The 19,812-nt window shown below is 71.1% G+C and carries 18 protein-coding genes and 1 tRNA gene; 10 read left to right on the top strand and 9 right to left on the bottom strand.

The genetic code is table 11. The features are described 5' to 3' along the window. Positions 1 to 254: 254 nt before the first annotated feature. A complete protein-coding gene (locus tag CLT74_RS31500; RefSeq protein ID WP_486582516.1) occupies positions 255 to 1,628 on the top strand; it encodes a hypothetical protein in 1,374 nt (457 codons plus the stop codon). A gap of 84 nt (positions 1,629 to 1,712) precedes the next feature. Here the strand turns inward: CLT74_RS31500 and CLT74_RS22530 are convergent, their stop codons facing one another. Further along, entirely contained in the window at positions 1,713 to 2,483 is a 771-nt protein-coding gene (locus tag CLT74_RS22530) for a CPBP family intramembrane glutamic endopeptidase (RefSeq protein ID WP_099848612.1), read from the bottom strand. A 154-nt stretch (positions 2,484 to 2,637) separates the two neighbouring features. On the opposite strand from CLT74_RS22530, the gene CLT74_RS22525 reads away from it, so the two are divergent. Further along, the gene (locus CLT74_RS22525) at positions 2,638 to 3,759 is read left to right on the top strand and encodes a globin domain-containing protein (RefSeq protein ID WP_099848610.1); all 1,122 of its coding nucleotides are present in this window, start codon (positions 2,638 to 2,640) and stop codon (positions 3,757 to 3,759) included. Positions 3,760 to 3,927: 168 nt separating this feature from the next. Here the strand turns inward: CLT74_RS22525 and CLT74_RS22520 are convergent, their stop codons facing one another. Next, a complete protein-coding gene (locus tag CLT74_RS22520; RefSeq protein WP_099848608.1) occupies positions 3,928 to 5,442 on the bottom strand; it encodes a peptide deformylase in 1,515 nt (504 codons plus the stop codon). A gap of 356 nt (positions 5,443 to 5,798) precedes the next feature. On the opposite strand from CLT74_RS22520, the gene CLT74_RS22515 reads away from it, so the two are divergent. Further along, a complete protein-coding gene (locus tag CLT74_RS22515; protein ID WP_486582752.1) occupies positions 5,799 to 6,515 on the top strand; it encodes an IucA/IucC family C-terminal-domain containing protein in 717 nt (238 codons plus the stop codon). Positions 6,516 to 6,528: 13 nt separating this feature from the next. On the opposite strand, the gene CLT74_RS22510 is transcribed toward CLT74_RS22515, so the two are convergent. Continuing rightward, positions 6,529 to 8,355, bottom strand: coding sequence for a hypothetical protein (locus CLT74_RS22510; RefSeq protein ID WP_099848606.1), 1,827 nt, complete (start codon positions 8,353 to 8,355; stop codon positions 6,529 to 6,531). 210 nt (positions 8,356 to 8,565) lie between these two features. Between CLT74_RS22510 and CLT74_RS22505 the strand changes: the two genes are divergently transcribed. Further along, entirely contained in the window at positions 8,566 to 9,276 is a 711-nt protein-coding gene (locus CLT74_RS22505) for a class I SAM-dependent methyltransferase (protein ID WP_099848604.1), read from the top strand. Between the two features lie 103 nt (positions 9,277 to 9,379). Here the strand turns inward: CLT74_RS22505 and CLT74_RS22500 are convergent, their stop codons facing one another. After that, entirely contained in the window at positions 9,380 to 9,913 is a 534-nt protein-coding gene (locus CLT74_RS22500) for a YbhB/YbcL family Raf kinase inhibitor-like protein (RefSeq protein WP_099848602.1), read from the bottom strand. Positions 9,914 to 10,063: 150 nt separating this feature from the next. Here CLT74_RS22500 and CLT74_RS30515 point away from each other — a divergent pair, with 150 nt between their 5' ends. Further along, positions 10,064 to 10,222 (top strand): hypothetical protein, encoded by a 159-nt coding sequence (locus CLT74_RS30515; RefSeq protein WP_158240286.1) that lies wholly within the window; start codon positions 10,064 to 10,066, stop codon positions 10,220 to 10,222. A 15-nt stretch (positions 10,223 to 10,237) separates the two neighbouring features. Here CLT74_RS30515 and CLT74_RS22495 read toward each other — a convergent pair whose 3' ends face one another. Together CLT74_RS22495 and CLT74_RS22485 are read right to left on the bottom strand one after the other, a co-directional pair. Then, positions 10,238 to 10,480: a MerR family DNA-binding transcriptional regulator gene (locus tag CLT74_RS22495; RefSeq protein ID WP_099848600.1), complete on the bottom strand. Its 243-nt coding sequence runs from the start codon at positions 10,478 to 10,480 to the stop codon at positions 10,238 to 10,240. Positions 10,481 to 10,698: 218 nt separating this feature from the next. Further along, a tRNA-Ser gene (locus tag CLT74_RS22485) sits at positions 10,699 to 10,785 on the bottom strand. Between the two features lie 149 nt (positions 10,786 to 10,934). On the opposite strand from CLT74_RS22485, the gene CLT74_RS22480 reads away from it, so the two are divergent. Beyond that, the gene (locus CLT74_RS22480; RefSeq protein ID WP_099848598.1) at positions 10,935 to 11,912 is read left to right on the top strand and encodes an NAD(P)H-quinone oxidoreductase; all 978 of its coding nucleotides are present in this window, start codon (positions 10,935 to 10,937) and stop codon (positions 11,910 to 11,912) included. Between the two features lie 81 nt (positions 11,913 to 11,993). Here CLT74_RS22480 and soxR read toward each other — a convergent pair whose 3' ends face one another. Next, positions 11,994 to 12,431, bottom strand: coding sequence for a redox-sensitive transcriptional activator SoxR (soxR, locus tag CLT74_RS22475; RefSeq protein ID WP_099848596.1), 438 nt, complete (start codon positions 12,429 to 12,431; stop codon positions 11,994 to 11,996). 47 nt (positions 12,432 to 12,478) lie between these two features. Here soxR and CLT74_RS22470 point away from each other — a divergent pair, with 47 nt between their 5' ends. Together CLT74_RS22470 and CLT74_RS22465 are read left to right on the top strand one after the other, a co-directional pair. Beyond that, complete coding sequence (locus tag CLT74_RS22470) at positions 12,479 to 13,204, top strand: hypothetical protein (protein WP_099848594.1); 726 nt, start codon at positions 12,479 to 12,481, stop codon at positions 13,202 to 13,204. A 2-nt stretch (positions 13,205 to 13,206) separates the two neighbouring features. Then, complete coding sequence (locus CLT74_RS22465; RefSeq protein WP_099848592.1) at positions 13,207 to 14,097, top strand: hypothetical protein; 891 nt, start codon at positions 13,207 to 13,209, stop codon at positions 14,095 to 14,097. Positions 14,098 to 14,228: 131 nt separating this feature from the next. On the opposite strand, the gene CLT74_RS22460 is transcribed toward CLT74_RS22465, so the two are convergent. Continuing rightward, positions 14,229 to 14,933, bottom strand: a complete 705-nt coding sequence (locus CLT74_RS22460; protein WP_099852623.1) for a glycosyltransferase family 2 protein — start codon at positions 14,931 to 14,933, stop codon at positions 14,229 to 14,231. Positions 14,934 to 15,058: 125 nt separating this feature from the next. Here CLT74_RS22460 and CLT74_RS22455 point away from each other — a divergent pair, with 125 nt between their 5' ends. Together CLT74_RS22455 and CLT74_RS22450 are read left to right on the top strand one after the other, a co-directional pair. Then, positions 15,059 to 17,338: a DUF2142 domain-containing protein gene (locus CLT74_RS22455; RefSeq protein WP_099848590.1), complete on the top strand. Its 2,280-nt coding sequence runs from the start codon at positions 15,059 to 15,061 to the stop codon at positions 17,336 to 17,338. 165 nt (positions 17,339 to 17,503) lie between these two features. Further along, the gene (locus tag CLT74_RS22450; protein ID WP_099848588.1) at positions 17,504 to 19,102 is read left to right on the top strand and encodes a ricin-type beta-trefoil lectin domain protein; all 1,599 of its coding nucleotides are present in this window, start codon (positions 17,504 to 17,506) and stop codon (positions 19,100 to 19,102) included. An 80-nt stretch (positions 19,103 to 19,182) separates the two neighbouring features. Here CLT74_RS22450 and CLT74_RS22445 read toward each other — a convergent pair whose 3' ends face one another. Next, the gene (locus CLT74_RS22445; RefSeq protein WP_099848586.1) at positions 19,183 to 19,773 is read right to left on the bottom strand and encodes a hypothetical protein; all 591 of its coding nucleotides are present in this window, start codon (positions 19,771 to 19,773) and stop codon (positions 19,183 to 19,185) included. Positions 19,774 to 19,812 lie beyond the last annotated feature (39 nt).

Below are 19,812 nucleotides of genomic sequence, written 5' to 3'. Positions count from 1 at the left end.
GGCCGGCCGTGTCCGGGCCTCCGGCCACACCGGTGCCGCCCTTCAGCACCGGAACTGAGGTCGCTGGCCGAAGCGAGCACACCACGTCGCCGGCAGCCGGGAAGATCGAAGGCGCGACACCGGTGCCTGCGGCGCGCCGTCATGGTCACACCGGGAAGTTGGCGGCAGCGGCGGACGCCGCTGGTTCGGACGCCACTCCGGCCGCCGCCCGAACCCCCCGCAGGAAGGCGGCTGCGAGCAGGACGGTGCCGGCGGTGACCGGACCTGCCGACGCCCGGGCCGGAGCTGCCGGTTCCGGTGCCGACGTCCCGACGACCGACTCCGGCGTCGTCGACACCCCCGAGGTTGACCCGGGAAGTACCGGCAGCGCGACGATCGCCCGGACAGACGGCGTCCGACCCGCCGAAACCGGGACGACGGAGGCCGATACGGACGCCGCGCAGGTGGACGGCGGGACGGCCGACAGCGCAGCGGCCGGCGACGGGACGGCCCCGGCACGGAAGGCGGCCAAGGCGACGTCAGCGCGGAGAAGGGTTCGGGCGAGCGACGAGCAGGCACCCGAGCCGGCCAGCGTCGAGAAGGCGAAGAAGGCCAGGCGGCGAGCGGTGTCCGACGCGGCTACCGCCCCGGACGCGGCTGCTCCGGCGGAGACCGCTACCGGGCAGGCGGCGACCGCTACCGGGACGGCACCTGCCAAGGCGACCCGGAAGGCCACGAAAAAGGCTGCCCGCAAGACGACCACCAGCCACATAACCACTGGCGACGCAGCCACGAGCGGCATCACCACGAGCGACGCGGTCACCAGCGACACGACCACGAGCACGGCGGCCGGGAACGTGGTGGCGGTGAGCGGAGCCACCAGTGGAGCGGCCACGAGCGCGGCGGGCGAATCTGAGTCCGGGGCGTCGGACAGTGCCGACGTGGTGCCGGGGGCCGGGGGCGTACCGCTCGACGTCGGCACCGGACGCGACATCTCGGGGCGTACGCCGGAATTGGAATTGCGGCTCGTCGCGCGGGTGCTCGACCACCCGGGCTTCGCTCCGGAGCTGCTGGCCCTGACCGCTGTGGAGGTCCTCGGGCCCGGTGCGGCCCGGTGGGTCCGGCGGCTGCGGGAGTTGTACCCGGGAGCGGATGCGGACGGGCTGGCCCGGCTGGCCACGCGGCGCTTCGTCCGGCAGGCCGGGGTCGGTGGGGCAGGCGCCGCGATGACCGGGGTCTTCGCGCCGGTGGTCGAGCTGGCGGCGGTGCTCTGGTCGCAGGCGAACCTGGTGCTGCACCTGGCGGCGGCGTACGGCCATGATCCGGCACATCCGGATCGGGCGGCAGAGTTGCTGACGTTGACCCAGGTGCACCCGGACGTCGCTAGCGCCGGATCGGCGGTGGCGGCGGCGCGGGCGGCTCAGGGGCCGGCAGAGGAGCCCGGGCTGCGGGCGATGGAGGCGGCCTGGCGACTGGCGGCCCCGCTCGCCGCGCAGGCGGGTGGCTGGCTGGCCCTGCGGCTGGCGTCCCGGCTGCTGCCGGGAATGGCGGCGTTGACCGCGGCGGCCGGCAATTCGGCGGGCGCCGAGCGCCTGGCTGCCCGGGCCACCGCCCGCTACCGCCCCCAGCGGCTGTCCCGAGCCGGTTGACCAAGAGGTTCGCGTCACGACACGCCCACGGGGGCAGACGCGAACTTCTTGATCACCCCGGACGGGCGACGGGCGGGTGAGGGGTCAGAGCCAGGTGAACCAGTCGCGGGGGAGCAGGGCGTAGCCGAGGAAGGCGACGATGTCGAGCAGGGCGTGTGCCACGATCAGCGGCATCACCCGGCGGGTACGCAGGTAGAAGAGGCTGAACACCACCCCCATCACCGCGTTGCCGATGAACGCGCCGAACCCCTGGTAGAGGTGGTACGAGGCACGTAGCAGCGCGCTCGTGGCGATGATCGCGCCGACCCGCCACTGGAGCTGACGTAGTCGGGTCATCAGGTAGCCGACCACGATCACCTCCTCCAGGATGCTGTTCTGGAACGCGGCGAGGATCAGCACCGGAACCGTCCACCACAGGTCGGGCAGCGCGGCCGGCACCAGGGTGGCGTTGATACCGAGCTGGGCCGCCGCCCAGAACAGCGCCAGGCCGGGAAGTCCGATGAGCGCCGCCAGTCCGGCGCCCCGGGCCAGGTCGGACCCGGGTCGGCCGACATCAAGGCCGAGGGTCCGCACCGGGTCGCCGGGGTTCCGCGCCAGCAGGTGTACGGCGAGCAGCACCGGCAGCAGCGCGAAGACGATGCCGAGCAGCTGGTACGTCAGGTCCAGGTAGGGACGGGCCGACGCGGAGGTGTTCAGCGCTGCGGTCTGCCGTGACAGGCCGCCCTCCGCCGTCAACTTCGCGATGATCGACACGACGGCGTAGACGGCCGACTGGCCGAGGGAGAGGCCGAGTACCAGCATCGTCTCGGTGCCGAGCGTCCGGCGGGACACCGGGCGGGTGAGCTCAACGGTCACCGGACCACTCTGCCCGACCGGACGCCCTCTGGTGGCATCCGCCCTGCGGCGAGCAGCCCTCACGATGCGATCGCACATTCTGTGCGACCTTCATGCACGCTCCGTGGAGATTCTGTCTGGGCCCGATCCGCCGTCAGAAGAAGGAGCGCCCCCGGTGGACAACTTCGCGCGGCTGCTGAAGGAGAGCTGGACCCTGGTCGAGGAGGACCGGGTCCGGCTGAGCGGTCACTTCTACGCCCGGCTCTTCCTCCTCGACCCCGAGCTGCGCAAGCTCTTCCCGGTGCAGATGACCGGCCAGGGTGACCGGCTGCTCGAAGCGATAATCGCGGCGATCCACACGGTGGACGACCCGGAGGGCTTCGACGAGTTCCTCCGTGCGCTCGGCCGGGACCACCGCAAGTACCACGTCGAGGCGGCCCACTACGACACGATGGGCGTGGCGCTGCTGGACGCGTTGCGCAGCATCGCCGGCGACGGGTGGAACCTGGAGTACGACCAGGCGTGGCGGGACGCGTACGCGGCAATCGCCGAGAAGATGCTCGGCGGGGCGGCGGCGGACGACGACCCGCCGTTCTGGCACGCCGAGGTGCTGACCCACAAGCGGTACGGCCCCGACACGGCAGTCCTCACCTGTCAGGCGTTGCAGCATCCGCTGACCTGGCAGGCGGGTCAGTACGTGAGCGTGGAGGTGCCGCGCCATCACCCCCGGGTGTGGCGGACGTACTCGATCGCCAACGCGCCGAACGAGGACAACGTGCTGGAGTTCCACGTCCGTACGCCGGCCGACGCCGCCGGTTGGGTCTCCGGCGCGTTGGTCCGCCGGACCGGGCCGGGCGACCTGCTGCGGGTGGCCGCGCCGATGGGTTCGATGACCGTCGACCGCTCGTCCGAGCGGGACATTCTCTGCGTCGCCGGTGGCGTCGGGCTGGCCCCGATCAAGGCGCTCGTCGAGGAGTTGGCCGGTTACAACCGGGCCCGCTGGGTGCACGTCTTCTACGGTGCCCGGACCGAGGCGGACCTGTACGGTCTGGACCGGCTGCGGGAGCTGGTCGCCGCCCATCCGTGGCTTTCGGTGACGCCGGCATGCAGCGACGATCCGGACTTCGACGGCGAGCAGGGCGACATCTCCGACGTGGTGGCCCGGTACGGGCCGTGGACGACGCACGACTGCTTCGTCTCCGGGTCGGCACCGATGGTGCGTTCCACCCTCCGGGTGCTCGCCGCGGACAACGTACCGCCCCAGCGGACCCGCTACGACACGTTCGGCAACCTGTAGAACTTTCCTCCCCCCGAACCGGGGCGCGTGCCCCTGCCCCCTGGGGCACGCGCCCCGGTCCCCCGATCGGGCGGACCGCCACCGCCCCGCGCCACCTCGCCCGTCCGGCCGTCGTTCCCACCCGGACGGGCGGGGTCGCGCCCGGTCGGTGGCGCCTCACCATCGGGGTCAGTAGCGCCAGGGGTGGCCGGACTCGCGGTACTCCTCGATCGGCACCAGCGGCACGCCTGGTGCCATCCGGTCGACGTAGAGCCGGCCGTCCAGGTGGTCGATCTCGTGCGCGACCAGCCTGGCCATGCCGAACTCGAAGGACGTGATGATCCGTCCGCCGTCGAACTGCGCGTGTTCCACGTCGAGTCGCAGCGGTCGCGGAACCAGTCCGCGATGATCGAAGAAGGAGAGGCACCCCTCGTACTGTTCGTCGGTGTGGGGTGCCGCGTCGACCACCCGGGGATTGAGCAGCACGACCGGCTCGGCTGTGCGGTCCGGCGGGCGGACCACCGCCACGGCCCGGTCAAGGTCGAGCTGTGGGGCGGCGATGCCCACCCCCTTGGTGAAGGGGTGCAGTTCGTCCAACCGGGCCAGCGCGGCGAGCAGCCGGTCGACGATCTCCCGGGCTACCGGTTCCTCGCGCGGCAGGTCGAACGGGCGGGCCGGCTGCCGCAGCAGGTCGGCACCGCGCTGAACGATGCCGAGCCCGCGCATCCGGTCGGAGGGTCGGACGCGCCCGCCGTCCACGTCAGGTTCCGGTTGCGCCCGGAACCGCCACTGCAACCGGTACCTGGCGTTCAGCGGAGGCTCGTCGGTCGCCCAGTCGAAGATCGCCCGGTCGCCCTCGTCGCTGCGGGTCACCGCCGTCCGCAGCGGGCCCTCCTCCGCCGAGAGCGAGGTTTCCGCGCCCCAGACCTGCGGGTCCAGCGCCGCCGGCAGATCCAGGCGTACGGCGAGGTGCCGGGTCGGTACGCGGACCGCGCGCTGGAACCACGGCCCCCACTTGTCCTGACCCACGGTGTACCCGTACTCGATCGTGGCACGGCGACCGGGGTAGAGCGGGAAGCGTCGTTCGCCGTTCTCGAAGAGCAGCCAGATCTCCTTGAACGCGTCCCGGTCGTGCTTCGCTCGCCAGTGCATGGTCTCCCGCTCGCCGGACTCCTCGCGGCAGGCGACAAGTTGCAGCTCGGCGAAGCTGAGCGGGTGTTCCCGGTGGTGCCGGTTGGAGCGGCCCGGGTCGCTGGGGTAGCGGTCCACGGCGACGCGGATCAGGTAACGGGTGACCGGCTCGACACCGGCGTTGTACAGCTCGCGGCGAATGACGCAGCGGTAGGCGTCGTCGCTGTGGGTGAGGGTGGCCGTCTCGCGTTCGACGATCAGGCCGGTGCCGGGGGGCATCCACTGGCCGGGCAGGCCGGATTCCCGGTGGGTACGGTCGCCGCGGGCGTGGCGAAGGTCGTCGTACTCCCGGAAGCGCTGCCAGATCGCGCCGCTGGCCTCCAGGACGGCCTCGGCGCGGCGGGCGAAGTCCTCGGTCGGTCGGTGGCGGCGTCCCTCGACGTGACTGACGTACGAGGGGTCGAATCCCATCAGGGTGGCTAGCTGTTTCTTGGACAGCCCCCGCTCCGTCCGATGCCGTGCGAGTTCGGCGGCGAAGGAGTCGGCAGCCCGATCGAGCGGTGAGGTCGTCATCAGCTTCCTCGTGGCCGGGAGTACCAAGTTTCACGTTGAGTCGCCGGCCGCACACACATCTGGCACCTAGTCGACAAGAACCTTGACTGATGAGCGGTTCCTACCGATACTGCGCGGAGTCCTCCAGCCAACACGGTGCGTGTTCTTCATCCGACACGTGACCTGCGCCGCTCCATTCACCCCACCGTCGGGTTCCCCTGCGCCCGAAAGTGTGGTTAGGCTAGCCTTAGTACGACGATGAACGCTTCGGATCGGGTGGGCTGGATGACGCGGGGGTGGATCAGGTGACAGCGGTGCTGCCCCTCCAGGACCCGGCCACCGCGCCCCTGGCCCCGGTCACCGCGACCCTGCGGGCCATGTTCGGCACCGACGACCTTCCCGGGCTGGCCCCGGGCCTGCTCGTCGTCGACGAGGCCGGGTGGGTTCCGGCGACCACGCTCACCGGCGCACGCCTGCCGGAGCTGCTCGACTCGGCCGTCCGACTCTGGGGTGGCACCCCGCACGCCTCCGCCGCGCTCGCCTGGAAGGCGTACAGCTACTGGGCGGCGCTGCCGGTGGTGCTCGGCTGGGCCGCCGCCCGGCGGGTGCCCCTGCTGGACCACACCTCGGCGCTCATCCACTTCGCCGACCAGCGTGCTCTGGTCACCGTGGGGCTGCGCGAGTCGATCCCGGTAGCGGTGCTGCCCAGCGATCCGCTGGCCCTCTCCGGGCTGCCTCAGGTCCAGGTGGTGGCCGACGAGCAGGAGCTGCTCGCCACGCTGCGCGCCTCGTTGCTTGACGCCCACCTGTCGCCACTGATCGCCGCGATCCAGGGCGAGGTGCGCATCGGCGCCCGTACCCTGCTCGGTTCGGTGGCCTCCGGCGTCGCCCACGCGCTGCTGCGCGCCGCCGACGGATTGCCCGGTTCCACGGTCGAGGCGATCGACACGCTGCTCGACGCACTCAACCTGGCCGACCTGGTGGAGTTGGTACCGGGGCCGAACGGTGAGCCGACCGTGCAGCGCCGCACCTGCTGCCTGGCCTTCACCCTGCCCCAACCTAAGGTCTGCCAGGGCTGCTGCATCCGCAGCTGAACCGCCCCGCCGCTCAACCGGTCAGCGGGCGCACGTCCCAGATCCAGACGCCGCCGACGTACCCGGGTTCGATGCCGGTCAGCTCCGTCATTCCGGTTCGCAGCGCGTCGGCGTGCTCGTGTGGGCCGAGGATCACCACGCCGGCCCGCCAGTACCGCAGGTCCTGCACCGCCTCCCGGCGGGCCTGCTCGGTGACCGGCGGCACCTCGCCGGTGCGTCGAATGGTGCCGAAGAAGCTGCTGGTGGGCCGCGGTGGTGCGGAGAACAGGGCGACCCGGTCCCGGCCCGGTCGGGTGTCCGGGCCGAGGAAGTAGCCACGGGCGATCGGCATCTCCTGCCGGGTGTGGGCGGACCAGCGCAGTGGTTCGGCGTACTCGGTGTCGGGCAGCGGCAGGGTCACCACGCTGCGCCCGCCGGCCAGGTAGGGGCGCCAGGCGCCGGAGGTGACGAACTCGGGTGTCGGTTCGAGCCGTTTCGTCGGCAGCGGTGTGGGCAGTACCGGCACCAGCGCCATGGCCAGCCCGGTCACCGTGGCGAAGCGGATCTGCGACCGCCGCTCCGGGTAGCGGGACGCCAGGTCGCGGACCGCCGCCGCGCCGTACGCCAGGAGCAGCCCGATGATCGGCGTGATGGCCAACGCCCAGCGGGTCGGCACCACCGAGTGCAGGACCGGCAGGTCCTCCAGCAGCGCCCATGGCCCGGGGATGCCGGTCCCGCGCCGGTCGAAGCGGATCTCCCGGCCCAGCGAGAGCACCGCGAAGAGCAGACCGAGCACGGCCAGGCCGATCACCACGGCGTTGCGTCGCAGCCACCACACGAGTGCCGCCACGAGGATCACCAGCGGCCAACCGAAGAAGGCGTTCTCCTCGGTCGGGTTCTTGGCCAGCCCGGTGGCGCTGCGGGCGTCACCGGCCACCGACTCGCGGGAGTAGGCGAAGAAGGAGGCCAGATCCGTGGAGTAGCCCCGGATCAGCCAGGGCAGCCCGTGGTAGGCGCCGGGGCCGAAGAACTGCACGTAGAGCGGGTAGGCCAGCAGCACGACGGAGACCACGGCGGCCACCCCGAGCCCGCTGACGAACGGCCGGATCCGGGCCCGCAGCTCGGGCCGACCGGACGCCATCGCGACGATCACCACGCCGAGGCCGATCGCGGTCATCAGCAGGATCTCCAGGTTCAGAAACGCCTGCCAGACGATCACGAGGGCGAGCAACAGGCCGTTGCGCAGCCAACGCCCGGGTTCGGCGAGCCGCAGGGTACGCCAGATGATCAACGGCACCACGTACTGCGACACGATGTTCGGATGGGCGTTGGCGTGGGAGACCATGGCTGGCGCGTACGCGCAGAACGTGGCGCCCAGCCAGGCCGGGCCACGTGCGCCGGGTAGCACCGCCCGGGAGAGCAGGAAGTACCAGGCGGTGGCGGTGGCGATCATGCCAAGGGTGAGGAAGAGCAGGAACGCGGCCCGGGTGCCGAACAGCAGGGTTATCGGTGTCATCGGCAATGAGACGGACAGAACCGACGTGTTCGCCATCAGATTGACCGATTCCGGCACATTCATCCGGTCCGACGAGAACGGATAGGCGAATTCGGTGACGACCCGGGCGCCGTGCGCCATCATCCATTCGAACTGGGCCATATCGGTTGGATTGTCGCGAATGCCGTCATGCGGATTCAGCCACATTCGCCCGGTGACCCAGAAGCCGAGTGCGGCGAAGCTCGCCACGGCCACGACGTCATTTCGCCACCGCGAGCCGGTTCCACCACGCCCGCGCACCGTCCGGCCCGCAGCCTTTCCCGCCTCGGACTGCGCGCCAGGTCCGTCCGAATCGGGAGTAGTCATAACAATTCAGAGCGTAGTCGGGCTAAGCGGCCAGCGTGCAGGGTTCAAGGCACTCGCGTAGTATCGGCAGGGTTCGCTGGCCACACCGATCGTGCACCTACCCCCGACCGTTAATCGGCCATCGCGGGCCCCGATATCCCCGCCGTCCGGGCGGATGGTTCACTCAGTCGGTCCCGGCACGGGTCGAGTCGCATCGTGAGGAATCGACGCATGGCAGAAATCACTGGGGATCAGCGCGTGCAGTCCGAGGTCCTGGAGGGCCTCGCCACGGCGGTCAACCACCGGCGCTGGTTCGTTGAGCTGGCCGTGCCCTACCTGGGTGACAACCCCATCGAGATCGGTAGCGGCCTCGGCGACTACGCCCTGGAGTGGAGCGAGAACTTCCCCCGGTTCACCGCCACCGAGGCGGATCCGGACCGCCTGGTCGCGCTCAAGGAGCGCCTCGCTGACCGGCCCTCCATCGAGGTGCGCCAGATGCTGCTGCCCAACTCGGAGCAGGGCGACTACAGCGCCGCGGTCTCGTACAACGTGCTTGAGCACATCGAGGACCACGTCGGAGCGCTGCGCAGCATGGGCCAGCTGGTCCGGCCCGGCGGCGCCGTGGTCATCATCGTGCCGGCGTTCCAGTTCGCGATGAGCCCGGCGGACATCGCCACCGGCCACGTGCGGCGTTACACGAAGAAGACCCTGGCCGACGCGATGACCGAGGCGGGCCTGCGGGTGGAGAAGATCCACTACGCGAACGCGCTCGGCCTGATCGGCTACTTCATGGCCACCAAGGTCTTCCGCCTGATGCCCAAGGAAGGCCCGATGGTCAAGGTCTACGACACCCTGGTCCTCCCCGCCACCAAGGCCGCCGAGCAGTTGGTCCGACCCCCCTTCGGCCAGTCCGTCTTCGCCGTAGCCCGCACCCCCGCCTAACCCACCCTGGCCCTCACCGCTGCCCCGTTGATCATGAGGTTGGCGGCACTCTTGGAGATCGAGTCCGCCGCCAACCTCATGATCAACCGAGGATGGCGGCGGGTCAGCCGGCGATCTGGTAGGTGGGACGGGTGGTGGCTCGGGCCAGGGTGTGGAAGGCGAGATTGAAGCCGACGTAGGCGGGAGTCGCCTCGGGCGTGACGTCGAGACGCTCGACGTCGAGGGCGTGCACCGCGAAGACGTACCGGTGCGGACGGTCACCGGCCGGCGGCGCGGCACCGCCGAAACCGTGCTCTCCGTAGTCGTTGCGCACGGTGAACCCGCCCTTCAGCTCCTCTTCGCTCGCGCCGCGCGGCAGCTCTGTCACGTCGGCGGGCAGGTTGACAAGCACCCAGTGCCAGAAACCACTGCCGGTCGGTGCGTCCGGGTCGAAACAGGTGACCACGAAGCTCTTGGTCTCCGCCGGGAAGCCCGACCAGGCCAGGTGCGGCGAGACGTTGTCACCACCGGTGCTGCCGTGCGCGTGGGCCGCATCCATCGGCTCACCGTTCTGTACATCGTCACTGGTCAGCGTGAAGGAGGCGACGGTCGGCAGCAGCTCGTACGGGTCCGGGGCGATGGGACGTTCCAGGGTCATCGACACAGGTCCTTCCGGTGGAAGCGGTGTTGTGCGCCCCTTTTCTTACCCTGTGACGCGCTGACATTCGACAGAACCGGCCCGAAGTCCGCCGTAACCGAGCGACCCTCACGGCGGTTGTCACCCTGCAACAGCTAGCGAAGGAGTCTCTTGGCCGGAGTCTGGCGTGACTTCATCACCGCCGTCATCGATGCCGTACGTCGACGTGACGAGGCGGCCCTCAGCGACGAACGCCGCCGGGCAGTGGACCGGCTCGCCGACGAGAAGATCCGCGAGGAGAAGGAGAAGCGCCCGCCGGAGAGCACCTGAGGCGGACGATCGGGTCTACGGGTGTGTGTCCGTGGGCGCGATGATCTCGTCGAGACGGTCCAGGGCGGCCAGCAGGTCGTCGACCTTGGCCCGGGTGATGCTGTCCGGTCGGTAGAGGCGCTGGCCCGACGGGCTGCGCCGGGCGATCAGCAGCCCCTGCTCCTCGTAGTAGCGCACGGCGCGTACCGAGACGCCGGCGCCCCGCGCCACCTCACCGATCCGGATCAACCGCTCGGTGGCGGTATCCGTGGTGGTCATGGTGATCCCTCTCACTCCGGCCCTGACAACCAAACGCGGCGCTCGACGGTGTCGAAACCGGCTCCGCCGAAGTCCTCGCCGACAAGTGGAGCCGGGACATCAAGTCCCGGCTACCGCTAGGCCGGAGGAGTTCAACGCCGCGATGGACCGTGCTCTGGCGGCGCTGACGGCGACCTGAGCCGGTCTCGACAAGCACCAGATCCACCGCTGGGATCGAGCGGAGGGTGTGGGATTCGAACCCACGAAGACATCGCTGCCTTACCGGTTTTCAAGACCAGCGCCATCGGCCACTAGGCGAACCCTCCTGGGCCACGCACCGCGCGGCCGTGCCTAGTCTGCCACGGCGGGTACATCGCTGAGCGGCCGAGCTACCCGGTGCGCCGTGACCACTGACGCTGCGTGCTGGACCGGGGTGCGGACGTGGAGCCGGCCCGGGATCGGGTAAGACTGGGCCATGCGAGCGATCACCATTGTCGAGCCGGGCGGACCTGAGGTGCTGACCTGGAGTGAGGTGCCGGACCCGCAGCCGGGTCCGGGTGAGGTGGTCGTGGACGTACGGGCCACCGCGGTCAATCGGGCCGACCTGTTGCAGCGGCAGGGGCACTACCCGCCGCCGCCGGGCGCGCCCGCGTACCCCGGGTTGGAATGTTCGGGGGTGGTCAGCGCGACAGGTGCCGAGGTGGCCGGCGTGCGGGTGGGTGACCAGGTCTGCGCGTTGCTGGCCGGCGGTGGGTACGCCGAACGGGTGGCCGTCCCCGCCGGGCAGCTGTTGCCGGTGCCGGCCGGCGTCGATCTGGTCGACGCCGCCGCGTTGCCGGAGGTGGCGTGCACGGTCTGGTCGAACGTGGTGCGGGTGGCCCGCCTGGCGGCGGGAGAGACGCTGCTGGTGCACGGCGGTGGCAGCGGGATCGGCACGTTCGCGATCCAGCTCGGGGCGGCGCTCGGCGCGACAGTGGTGGCGACCGCTCGGGGCAGCAAGCACGACCGGCTGCGGGAGCTGGGTGCCGACCTGCTTGTCGACTACCGGGAGCAGGACTTCGTCGAGGAGGTCCGCCGGGTCACCGACGGCCGGGGCGCGGATGTGGTGCTGGACATCATGGGCGCGTCCTACCTGGGTCGTAACGTCGCCGCCCTGGCCGCCGACGGACGGCTGGTGGTGATCGGCATGCAGGGCGGCCGTAAGGGTGAGTTGGATCTGGGTGCGCTGCTGGCCAAGCGCGGCACGGTCGCGGCCACCGCGTTGCGCTCCCGGCCGCTGGAGCAGAAGGCCGCGATCGTGCGCGGGGTACGCGAGCAGGTCTGGCCGCTTGTCGAGGCGGGGCGGGTACGTCCGGTGATCGACAAGCGGCTGCCGATCACCGCTGCGGCGCAGGCGCACCGGCTCGTCGAGTCGAACGAGCACGTCGGCAAGGTGCTGCTCACCGTCGGCTGAGCGTGCCGTGCCCGCCACCGGCAGCCGGGCAGCCGGGCAGCCGGGCAGCCGGGCAGCCGGGCAGCCGGGCAGCCGGGCAGGCTAGCCGGGGAGCACCAGGCGGGCTCCGGGGCCCTCGCCGGCCAGGTTGTCCTCCGGGTTGTAGAGGGTGCAGCGGCGCAGCGAGAGGCAACCGCAGCCGATGCAGGCGTCCAGGTCGTCGCGGAGCCGGCTCATCAGCCGGATCTTCTCGTCCAGCCGGGCCCGCCAGGCGGTGGAGAGCTCGGCCCAGTCCTCGGCGGTGGGGGTGCGGGCGGCGGGCAGTGAGTCGAGCGCGGCCCGGATCTCCTCAAGCGAGATGCCTACCTGTTGGGCGATCCGGATGAACGCCACCCGGCGCAGCTCACCACGGTGGTAGCGGCGCTGGTTGCCGCTGGTGCGCTCGGCCCGGATGAGCCCCAGCCGCTCGTAGTAACGCAGGGCTGACTGCGCCACCCCACTGCGGGCGGAGAGTTGGCCGATCGTCAGAGCTTCCTGCATCACGTCGCCCTTGAGTTGAACCTCGCTTCAACTTGCAGGCTATCCGTATGACCACACTCGCCACCACGACCCGCGTCGCCGACGCCGCCGCACCGCTCGACGGGCGCCAGCCGATCGCCCCGCTGCTGGAGCGGGTACGCGCCGGCCGGCAGTTCAGTCCGAACGTCCTGTCGACAGTCGACGTGCTCCAGGTGCTCTACGACCGGGTGCTACGGATCACCCCCGCGACCGTCGACGACCCGGACCGCGACCGGTTTCTGCTCTCCAAGGGGCACGCGGTGGCCGGCTACTACGCGCTGCTCGCCGCGAAGGGCTTCATCCCGCCCGACTGGCTGGACGACCAGGGCGGGCCGGCGAACCGGCTCGGTGATCATCCGGACCGCACCCTGATCCCCGGCGTGGAGATCGGCTCGGGCTCGCTCGGGCACGGCCTGGGTCTGGGTGTCGGCACCGCGCTCGGGTTGCGGGCCCAGGGCCTGCTCGACCCCCGGGTGTACGTGCTGCTCGGCGACGCCGAACTGGACGAGGGCTCGAACCATGAGGCGATCGCGTACGCCGGAGCGGTAGGTCTGGCCAACCTGACCGCGATCGTGGTGGACAACTTCTCCGCCACCCACGGCTGGCCGGGTGGCCTGGCCACCCGGTTCACCGCCAACGGGTGGACCGCCGCGACAGTCGACGGGCGGGACCACGACGCCCTGCACACGGCGCTTACCGGGCACCACGGGCACCGGCCGCACCTCGTGGTCGCGGTCATCGAGGAGGGGAAGTGACCATGCGGGACAGGTTCGTGGAGACCACCACCGCGCTGCTGGCCGAGGACCCACGTACCGCACTGGTACTCGCCGACATCTCCGCCGCCGCGTTCGCCCCGGCGGCCCGACGCCACCCGGACCGGGTGCTCAACGTCGGTATCCGGGAGCAGTTGATGCTGGGCGTGGCCGGCGGGCTGGCGTTGACCGGGCTGCGGCCGATCGTGCACAGCTATGCGCCGTTCCTGGTCGAGCGGGCGTACGAGCAGATCAAGCTGGACCTCGACCACCAGGACGCGAGTGCGGTCCTGGTGAGCGTGGGTGCTTCCTACGACCGGGCGGCGGCGGGCCGCACCCATCTCAGCCCGGCCGATGTCTCGATCATCGACACGCTGCACGGGTGGACGGTGCACGCTCCGGGTCACCCCGACGAGGTACCGGCGTTGCTGCGTGCGGCGGTCGCCGCCGAGGAGTCCGCGTACCTGCGGCTGTCGACGCTGCGCAACGCGCGACCGTACGGCGGCGACGGCGCGCTCGTGGTGGTGCGGGACGCGGGACCGGGCGCGGCGCTGCTGGTCGCGGTCGGACCCACGTTGGACGCGGCCCTCGCCGCGACCTCGGACCTGCCGGTCACCGTCGCGTACACCCACCGGCCCCGCCCGTTCGACGTCGCCGGCCTGCGGGCGCTCGTCGACACCGAGGTGATCCTGGTCGAGCCGTATCTGGTCGGCACCTCGACCCGGGTGGTCTCGGCGGCGTTGACCGACCGGCCGCACCGGCTGTTGGCCCTCGGAGTGGCGCGGGAGGAGTTGCGGCGCTACGGCTCGGCCGAGGACCACACCCGTTGGCACGGGTTGGACGCGAGCGGTCTGCGCCGCTCGATCACCGGCTTCCTGTCACCGGCGCTGGTCTGAACGCTGTCCCGGTTCACGGCATGTCGCGGTCTCAGGCCGCCGTGCGCCCCGACATGCCGCAACCGGCGCGGGGCCGCAGGGCGCTGACGCGCAACCGGCGCGGGCGTTCGCGCATGGCGGGCGCCGGGCGGTCAGCGGGGCGCTGCGTCGCGGTTGCGGCGGGTGCGTTCGCGGCCGAGGATCCAGAGCGCCTCGACGCCGTCCCGCCAGGTGATCTTCTTGCCTTCCTCGCGGCCCCGGGCCCGGTAGCTGATCGGCACCTCGTACGGCCGGATGCGGCGACGCAGCAGCTTGCCGGTCACCTCGGCCTCCATGCCGAAGCCACGGGACCGGACGTCCAACGAGCGGTAGAGCGCGACAGGCATCAGCTTGAAGCAGGTCTCCAGGTCTCCGATGTAGGAGTTGAACAGCACGTTCGCCGCCATGGTGACGCCCTTGTTGCCCATCACGTACCAGAAGCTGTAGGCGCTGTGGCTGCCGAAGGTGCGGTTGCCGTAGACCACTGTCGCCCGACCGTCCAGCACCGGGGCCAGCAGCTTGGGGATGTCCTGTGGGTCGTACTCCAGGTCGGCGTCGAGGATGACCATGTACTCGCCGTCGGCGTTTGCCACCGCCGTCCGGATGGCCGCGCCCTTGCCGGCGTTGCGCTGGTGCGTGATGACCCGCAGGCGGGCGTCGTCGGCGCGGCCGAGGACCTCCCCGGTGCCGTCGCGGCTGCCGTCGTCGACCACCACGAGTTCGATCTCGCACGGGTACTCGACCGCCAGCGCCTGCTTGAGGGCATCCGCGATGCGTTCTTCCTCGTTGTAGACCGGCATGAGGATCGACAGCTTCACGGGAATCTCCACGAGGGCGGACAATGTGTCGGCCATAGCCTAGCCCGGCAGCTCAGCCAGGTGGTGACGACCACCGACGGTGATCCATCGTCGGCCATCCAGGCTGATGGTGTTTACTTCCGGCCATGTCGGTCGCCGGCTTCCCGTTCGTCCTGGTTCCCGTCGCCGCGCTCGCTCTGCTCAGCGTGGCGTTACGACCACGCATGGTGGACGCCGTGGCGCCACGGCGACTCGCGCTGGTCCGGGCGACAGTGGCCGCCGGTGCCTTCGCGGTGACGACAGTCGAGGTGCTGGGCGCGCTGCGGCTGCTCACCGCACCCGCCTTCGGCCTGGCCTGGCTGCTCTTCCTCGCCGTGGCGGCGCTGGCTGTGGCGTGGCGTCGGCGGGTCGACACCCGGATCCGCGAGCATGACGCGACCGGGCGCCGGGGCACCTTGGCGGTCGGTGGTCCCCCACAGTCGCTGACCCGCCCCGCCCGCGCCGACGCGCCGGAACCGGCGGCGGGTGTCCCCGGTGAAGCGTCGGGGAGAGCGGCCACCGCGACGGTCACCGTGGGGCCGGACCGTCCGGCGGCACCTTCCGCTTCGGACACCACGCCGGGCACCCCCGCGGCCGGCGGCTGGCGCAGCGTCGCAGGCGATTTCTGGCGTACGGCGAGTCGGGGCGAGCGGCTGCTCGCCGGTACGGTCGCCGGGCTGCTCCTGGTCGAGCTGCTGATCGCCCTGCTGGCCGCGCCGAACAACTTCGACTCGCAGACGTACCACCTGCCCAAGGTGGAACGCTGGGTGGCGCAGGGTGACCTGACGTTCTGGGCGACCGCGATCCACCGGCAGGTCACGATTCCGCCGGGTGCCGAGTACCTGCTGCTGCACCTGCGGCTGTTCACCGGGGGCGACGCGTTGCACCACCTGGTCCAGTGGGCCGCCGGGGTGGTGTGCCTGCTCGCGGCCGCCCGGGTGACCGCGCAACTCGGCGGTGGCCGGCGGGCCCAGTTGCTCACCGTGTTCGTACTGGCCACCACCCCGATGGTGACCCTGCAGGCGACAAGCACCCAGACCGACCTGGTCTGCGCCGCCTGGGTGCTCTGCGCCGGCACCCTCGCGCTGGACGGGTTACGCCGACGGGCGCACCTGGGTGACCTGCTCGCCCTCGGTGCGGCCACCGGGTTGACCGCCGTCACCAAGACCAGCGGGCTGCTCGCGGTCGGTCCGCTGCTGGTGCTGTGGGGACTGGGCCAGCTCCGCCTGGCGTACGTCGACCGGGCGGCCACGAATCGTCGGGCCCCGGGCGCCGGGATCGCTCGTACGGTCGGCGCGTCGGTCCTGATCCTGCTGGTCGCCGCCGCGGTGGTCGGCCCCTTCCTGGGCCGGGTGTACGCCGAGTTCGGCCACCCGCTCGGACCGGAGCGGCTGCGCGAGTCGGTGCCGATGGAACGGCACGACCCACCGTCGGTGCTGGTGAACGCGCTCCGGATCGGGCACACCGCGCTTGACACTCCGCTGGCGCCGCTGCGTGAGGTGTCCGCCGAGGCGATCATCGGGCTGGCCGGGCTGATCGGGGTCGATCCGCAGGACCGCGCGATCACGTTCGGGCGGGAGATCTTCCCGGTCGCCTCCTGGTATCCGGACGAGGACCGGGTGGCCTTCCCGCTGGCCGGTGTGCTGGCGCTTGTCGGTGCGGTGGCGGCGCTGCGTCGCCCGGCCCGGATCAGTCCGGGCGCGGCGGGAGCGCTGCGCGCGTACGCCCTGGTGGTGGTCGTAGCCGTGGTGCTGCACACCGCGATGATCAAGTGGCAGCCGTGGGGAAACCGTCTGATCCTCTACGCCCTGGCGGCTTCGGTGCCGCTGGCCGGGCTCTGGCTCGACGCCTTCTTCCGCCGCTCGGGTCGGATCGCGGGCAGCGGCGGCGAACAGCGGAACGGTCCGGCGAGTACCGACGGCAGGCGACCCGTCGCCGCCGGGCTCGCGGTGACGGTGCTGGCCACCTGTGCGCTGGCCGGGGTGTTGTCGGTGTCGTACGGCTTTCCGCGCCGGCTGGTCGGCGCGGGTTCGGTCTTCACCACCTCCGACTGGGAGAGCCGCTTCATCCGGCGTCCGCAGTGGGCGGAGGAGTACCGCTGGGCGGCCGACGCGGTCCGGGCCGCGGACGCGCGCCGGATCGGGCTGTCCCAGCGCAACGACGACTGGGAGTACCCCTGGTGGTTGCTGCTCCGCGACGCGGACGGTACGCCACCTGACCTGCTGGCGCTCCAGTCGGTGCTTGACGATCGGCCGCCGGCCGACCCGGCCTCGGTCGACGCGATCCTCTGTGTCGGCAGCCGGAAAATCTGCGCCGACCTGCTGCCGTCCGGTTGGCGGCTGGAGTTCCGCAGCTACGTCGGATACGCCCTGCCCGAGCAGCGGTGACCTTGCCGCGGCTGCCCGTCGCCTGGTCCAGCCGGAAAAGGGGTCATTGGCCCGGTTCAGCTCAGCACGCAAGTATTCCGAGACGTATTCACATACCTGCATCACACGCGTTACCGTCCGGTAACTCGATCGACGTCCCGCGATCGAGCCGGAAGGAGTGCGTCGATGTCTGGTACCCACACCAGGCGTGAACGGACGCCTCGACGGCGCCTTGCCGAGGTCGCCGTCCTCGCCACCGCTCTCGTCCTGCCGATGCTGGCCACGGCCCCACCCGCCGCCGCGGCCGACCGTCCCGCCGTCCAGCCGCTCCCCGCCCACCTCGAAACCATCCGCGCCGCCGAGGCCACCGCGCTCTACGGCGCCCCCGGTATCCGCCCGCTCGACCAGCGCCGCAGCGCCTTGATCACCATGGGCGACAGCCAGATCTCCGGCGAGGGGGTGGGCAACTACGTGCCCGGCACCCACCAGCCGGGCAACTGGTGCGACCGCTCGTACGACCAGGCGGTCTTCCGTACCGGTATCGCCGCCGACGAGCGCTACAACATCGCCTGCTCGGGCGCCACCCCGTGGAACCTGATCGCCGGCGGCCCCACCCAGCACAACGAGTTGAACCAGGGTGACCACCTTGCGATCAAGGCACGCAACACGCACATCAAGCTGATCTGGGTGGTGGCCGGGGCCAACGGTGACGGCACGATCCAGTTCGGCCCGGTCGCCACCGACTGCGCACTGCGCCGGGTGCTCTTCCAGGGCCCCTGCTGGCCCACCTACACCGACCAGTGGACGGTGCGCACCGACGGCAGCCGCCGGGCCGTCGAGGAGGCCCTCACCGACATCCGCCGCACGATGACAAACGCCGGCTACCTCAACTCCGACTACGAGCTGGTGTTCATGTCGTACTCCAGCCCGGCCAGCCCGGACGTGGAGGACAACCCGAACTTCCCGGGCTGGTACGCCGGCGGCTGCCTGCTGTACCTCGCCGACGCCGCGTTCGCCCGGAACAAGGCGGTGCCGCTGTTCGAGTCGGCGCTGCGGGCGGCGGCGGCCAACACCGGCACCCGCTACCTCGACGCCAGCCGCCTCTTCCACGGCCACGAGGTGTGCACCGACAACACCTCGGTACGCGGGCTCTACATCGAGTTGGGAGTGTGGGACGAGAACGCGGCCCGGCAGTCGTTCCATCCGAACTACCGGGGGCACGGCATGTTCGCCCAGTGCATCACCCAGTTCTACGCCTCCGGCCAGCAGCGGGGCACCTGCGTCGACCCGGCCAGCACCGGAAACGGCCAGCTCTACTCCGGGCTCATGGAGTTCCGGCAGCTACGCAACGCCGCCACCGGCACCTGCGTGGACGGCAAGGGGTACGACTCGCGCAACGGTACGGTTCAGCAGTCGTACCGCTGTCACGGCGGACGTAACCAGGGCTTCTGGTACGACCCGGCCCGGCAGTCGCTGCACTCCGAGCTCTCCCACGACCGCTGTCTGGACGTCGCAGGTGGTTCGCTGAGCTCGGGCACCGCGGTCAACATCTACAACTGCCACGGTGGCGCCAACCAGAAGTTCACCATCTCCGGCAACCAGCTCCGCGCCGCCGGTAACACGAACCTCTGCCTGGCCTTCGACAACCCGCTGCTCGGTACGCCCCGACTGCGGCTGGCCTCCTGTTCCAGCAGTTCCCGGCAGCAGTGGTCGTTCGAGTCGCGGTCGTTCGCCCAGCCCGTCGGCTACGGACGGGACGACTTCATCGGCTCCCGGGTCTACTGACCCAGGGGACGGCTGGGGCCCGCCGTACCCGGACGCGACGATCGATGTTGATCACCGCATCGCGCCCGGCGGGCCCACTGTCACTTCTGGTTGAACGGAACGACGATCAGGCGGGCCTGCGCCTGCTCGCCGTTCAGGGCACCGGCCACGCCCAGCTTGGTGCCGACCTTGATGTCCGTGGACGCGATCGACTTGCGCCGTTCGACCACCCGCAGGTCGTCGGTGAAGGTCCAGGTCCGGGTGAAGCCGTCGGTCGACTTGACCGTGATCTTGTCATCGGCGAGGGCTGTCACCTCGCCGCGCTGCACCGCGACGGTCTTCGTACCGCCGTCCCTGGTCTTGACCACCACCTCGCCGTGCAACGTGTTCTGGCGCAGCAGCACCCGGGCCGCCTTACGCTTCCGCCACTCCTCGGCCCGCTCCTGGCGCTTGGTGCCGGCGCTCGGGGTCGCCTCCGCCGGCGTGGCCACTGTCGCGTCGGGATCCAGCTCGGCCGGGTCGAGACCGAGCGCGGCAAGTGCCTGGCCCTCCGCACCCATCGCGGCGACCACTTCGACGGCGCTCTCCCGCGTCGCGTCCCGCTCGGCCCGGCCCACTCCGCAGCCGGCGGCGGCGAACGCCACAGTCACCAGCAGCGCGCCGGTGGCGATGAAGGATCCCTTGCGTGCCATACCTCGTCCTCTCGTCGGTGCTGGTCTGCCGGATCTCGT

This window comes from Verrucosispora sp. CNZ293 (genome assembly GCF_002754655.1).
Note: the sequence above shows the minus strand (reverse complement) of the source record. Positions and strands in the feature narration are given on the sequence as shown.

Bases quoted from the DNA above. Each gene is read 5' to 3' on its own strand.
- CLT74_RS22520 (WP_099848608.1), bottom strand. From the start codon at position 5,442: ATGACGACCTCACCGCTCGATCGGGCTGCCGACTCCTTCGCCGCCGAA.
- CLT74_RS22515 (WP_486582752.1), top strand. From the start codon at position 5,799: ATGTTCGGCACCGACGACCTTCCCGGGCTGGCCCCGGGCCTGCTCGTC.
- CLT74_RS22510 (WP_099848606.1), bottom strand. From the start codon at position 8,355: ATGACTACTCCCGATTCGGACGGACCTGGCGCGCAGTCCGAGGCGGGA.
- CLT74_RS22505 (WP_099848604.1), top strand. From the start codon at position 8,566: ATGGCAGAAATCACTGGGGATCAGCGCGTGCAGTCCGAGGTCCTGGAG.
- CLT74_RS22500 (WP_099848602.1), bottom strand. From the start codon at position 9,913: ATGACCCTGGAACGTCCCATCGCCCCGGACCCGTACGAGCTGCTGCCG.
- CLT74_RS22495 (WP_099848600.1), bottom strand. From the start codon at position 10,480: ATGACCACCACGGATACCGCCACCGAGCGGTTGATCCGGATCGGTGAG.
- CLT74_RS22480 (WP_099848598.1), top strand. From the start codon at position 10,935: ATGCGAGCGATCACCATTGTCGAGCCGGGCGGACCTGAGGTGCTGACC.
- soxR (WP_099848596.1), bottom strand. From the start codon at position 12,431: ATGCAGGAAGCTCTGACGATCGGCCAACTCTCCGCCCGCAGTGGGGTG.
- CLT74_RS22470 (WP_099848594.1), top strand. From the start codon at position 12,479: ATGACCACACTCGCCACCACGACCCGCGTCGCCGACGCCGCCGCACCG.
- CLT74_RS22465 (WP_099848592.1), top strand. From the start codon at position 13,207: ATGCGGGACAGGTTCGTGGAGACCACCACCGCGCTGCTGGCCGAGGAC.
- CLT74_RS22455 (WP_099848590.1), top strand. From the start codon at position 15,059: ATGTCGGTCGCCGGCTTCCCGTTCGTCCTGGTTCCCGTCGCCGCGCTC.
- CLT74_RS22450 (WP_099848588.1), top strand. From the start codon at position 17,504: ATGTCTGGTACCCACACCAGGCGTGAACGGACGCCTCGACGGCGCCTT.
- CLT74_RS22445 (WP_099848586.1), bottom strand. From the start codon at position 19,773: ATGGCACGCAAGGGATCCTTCATCGCCACCGGCGCGCTGCTGGTGACT.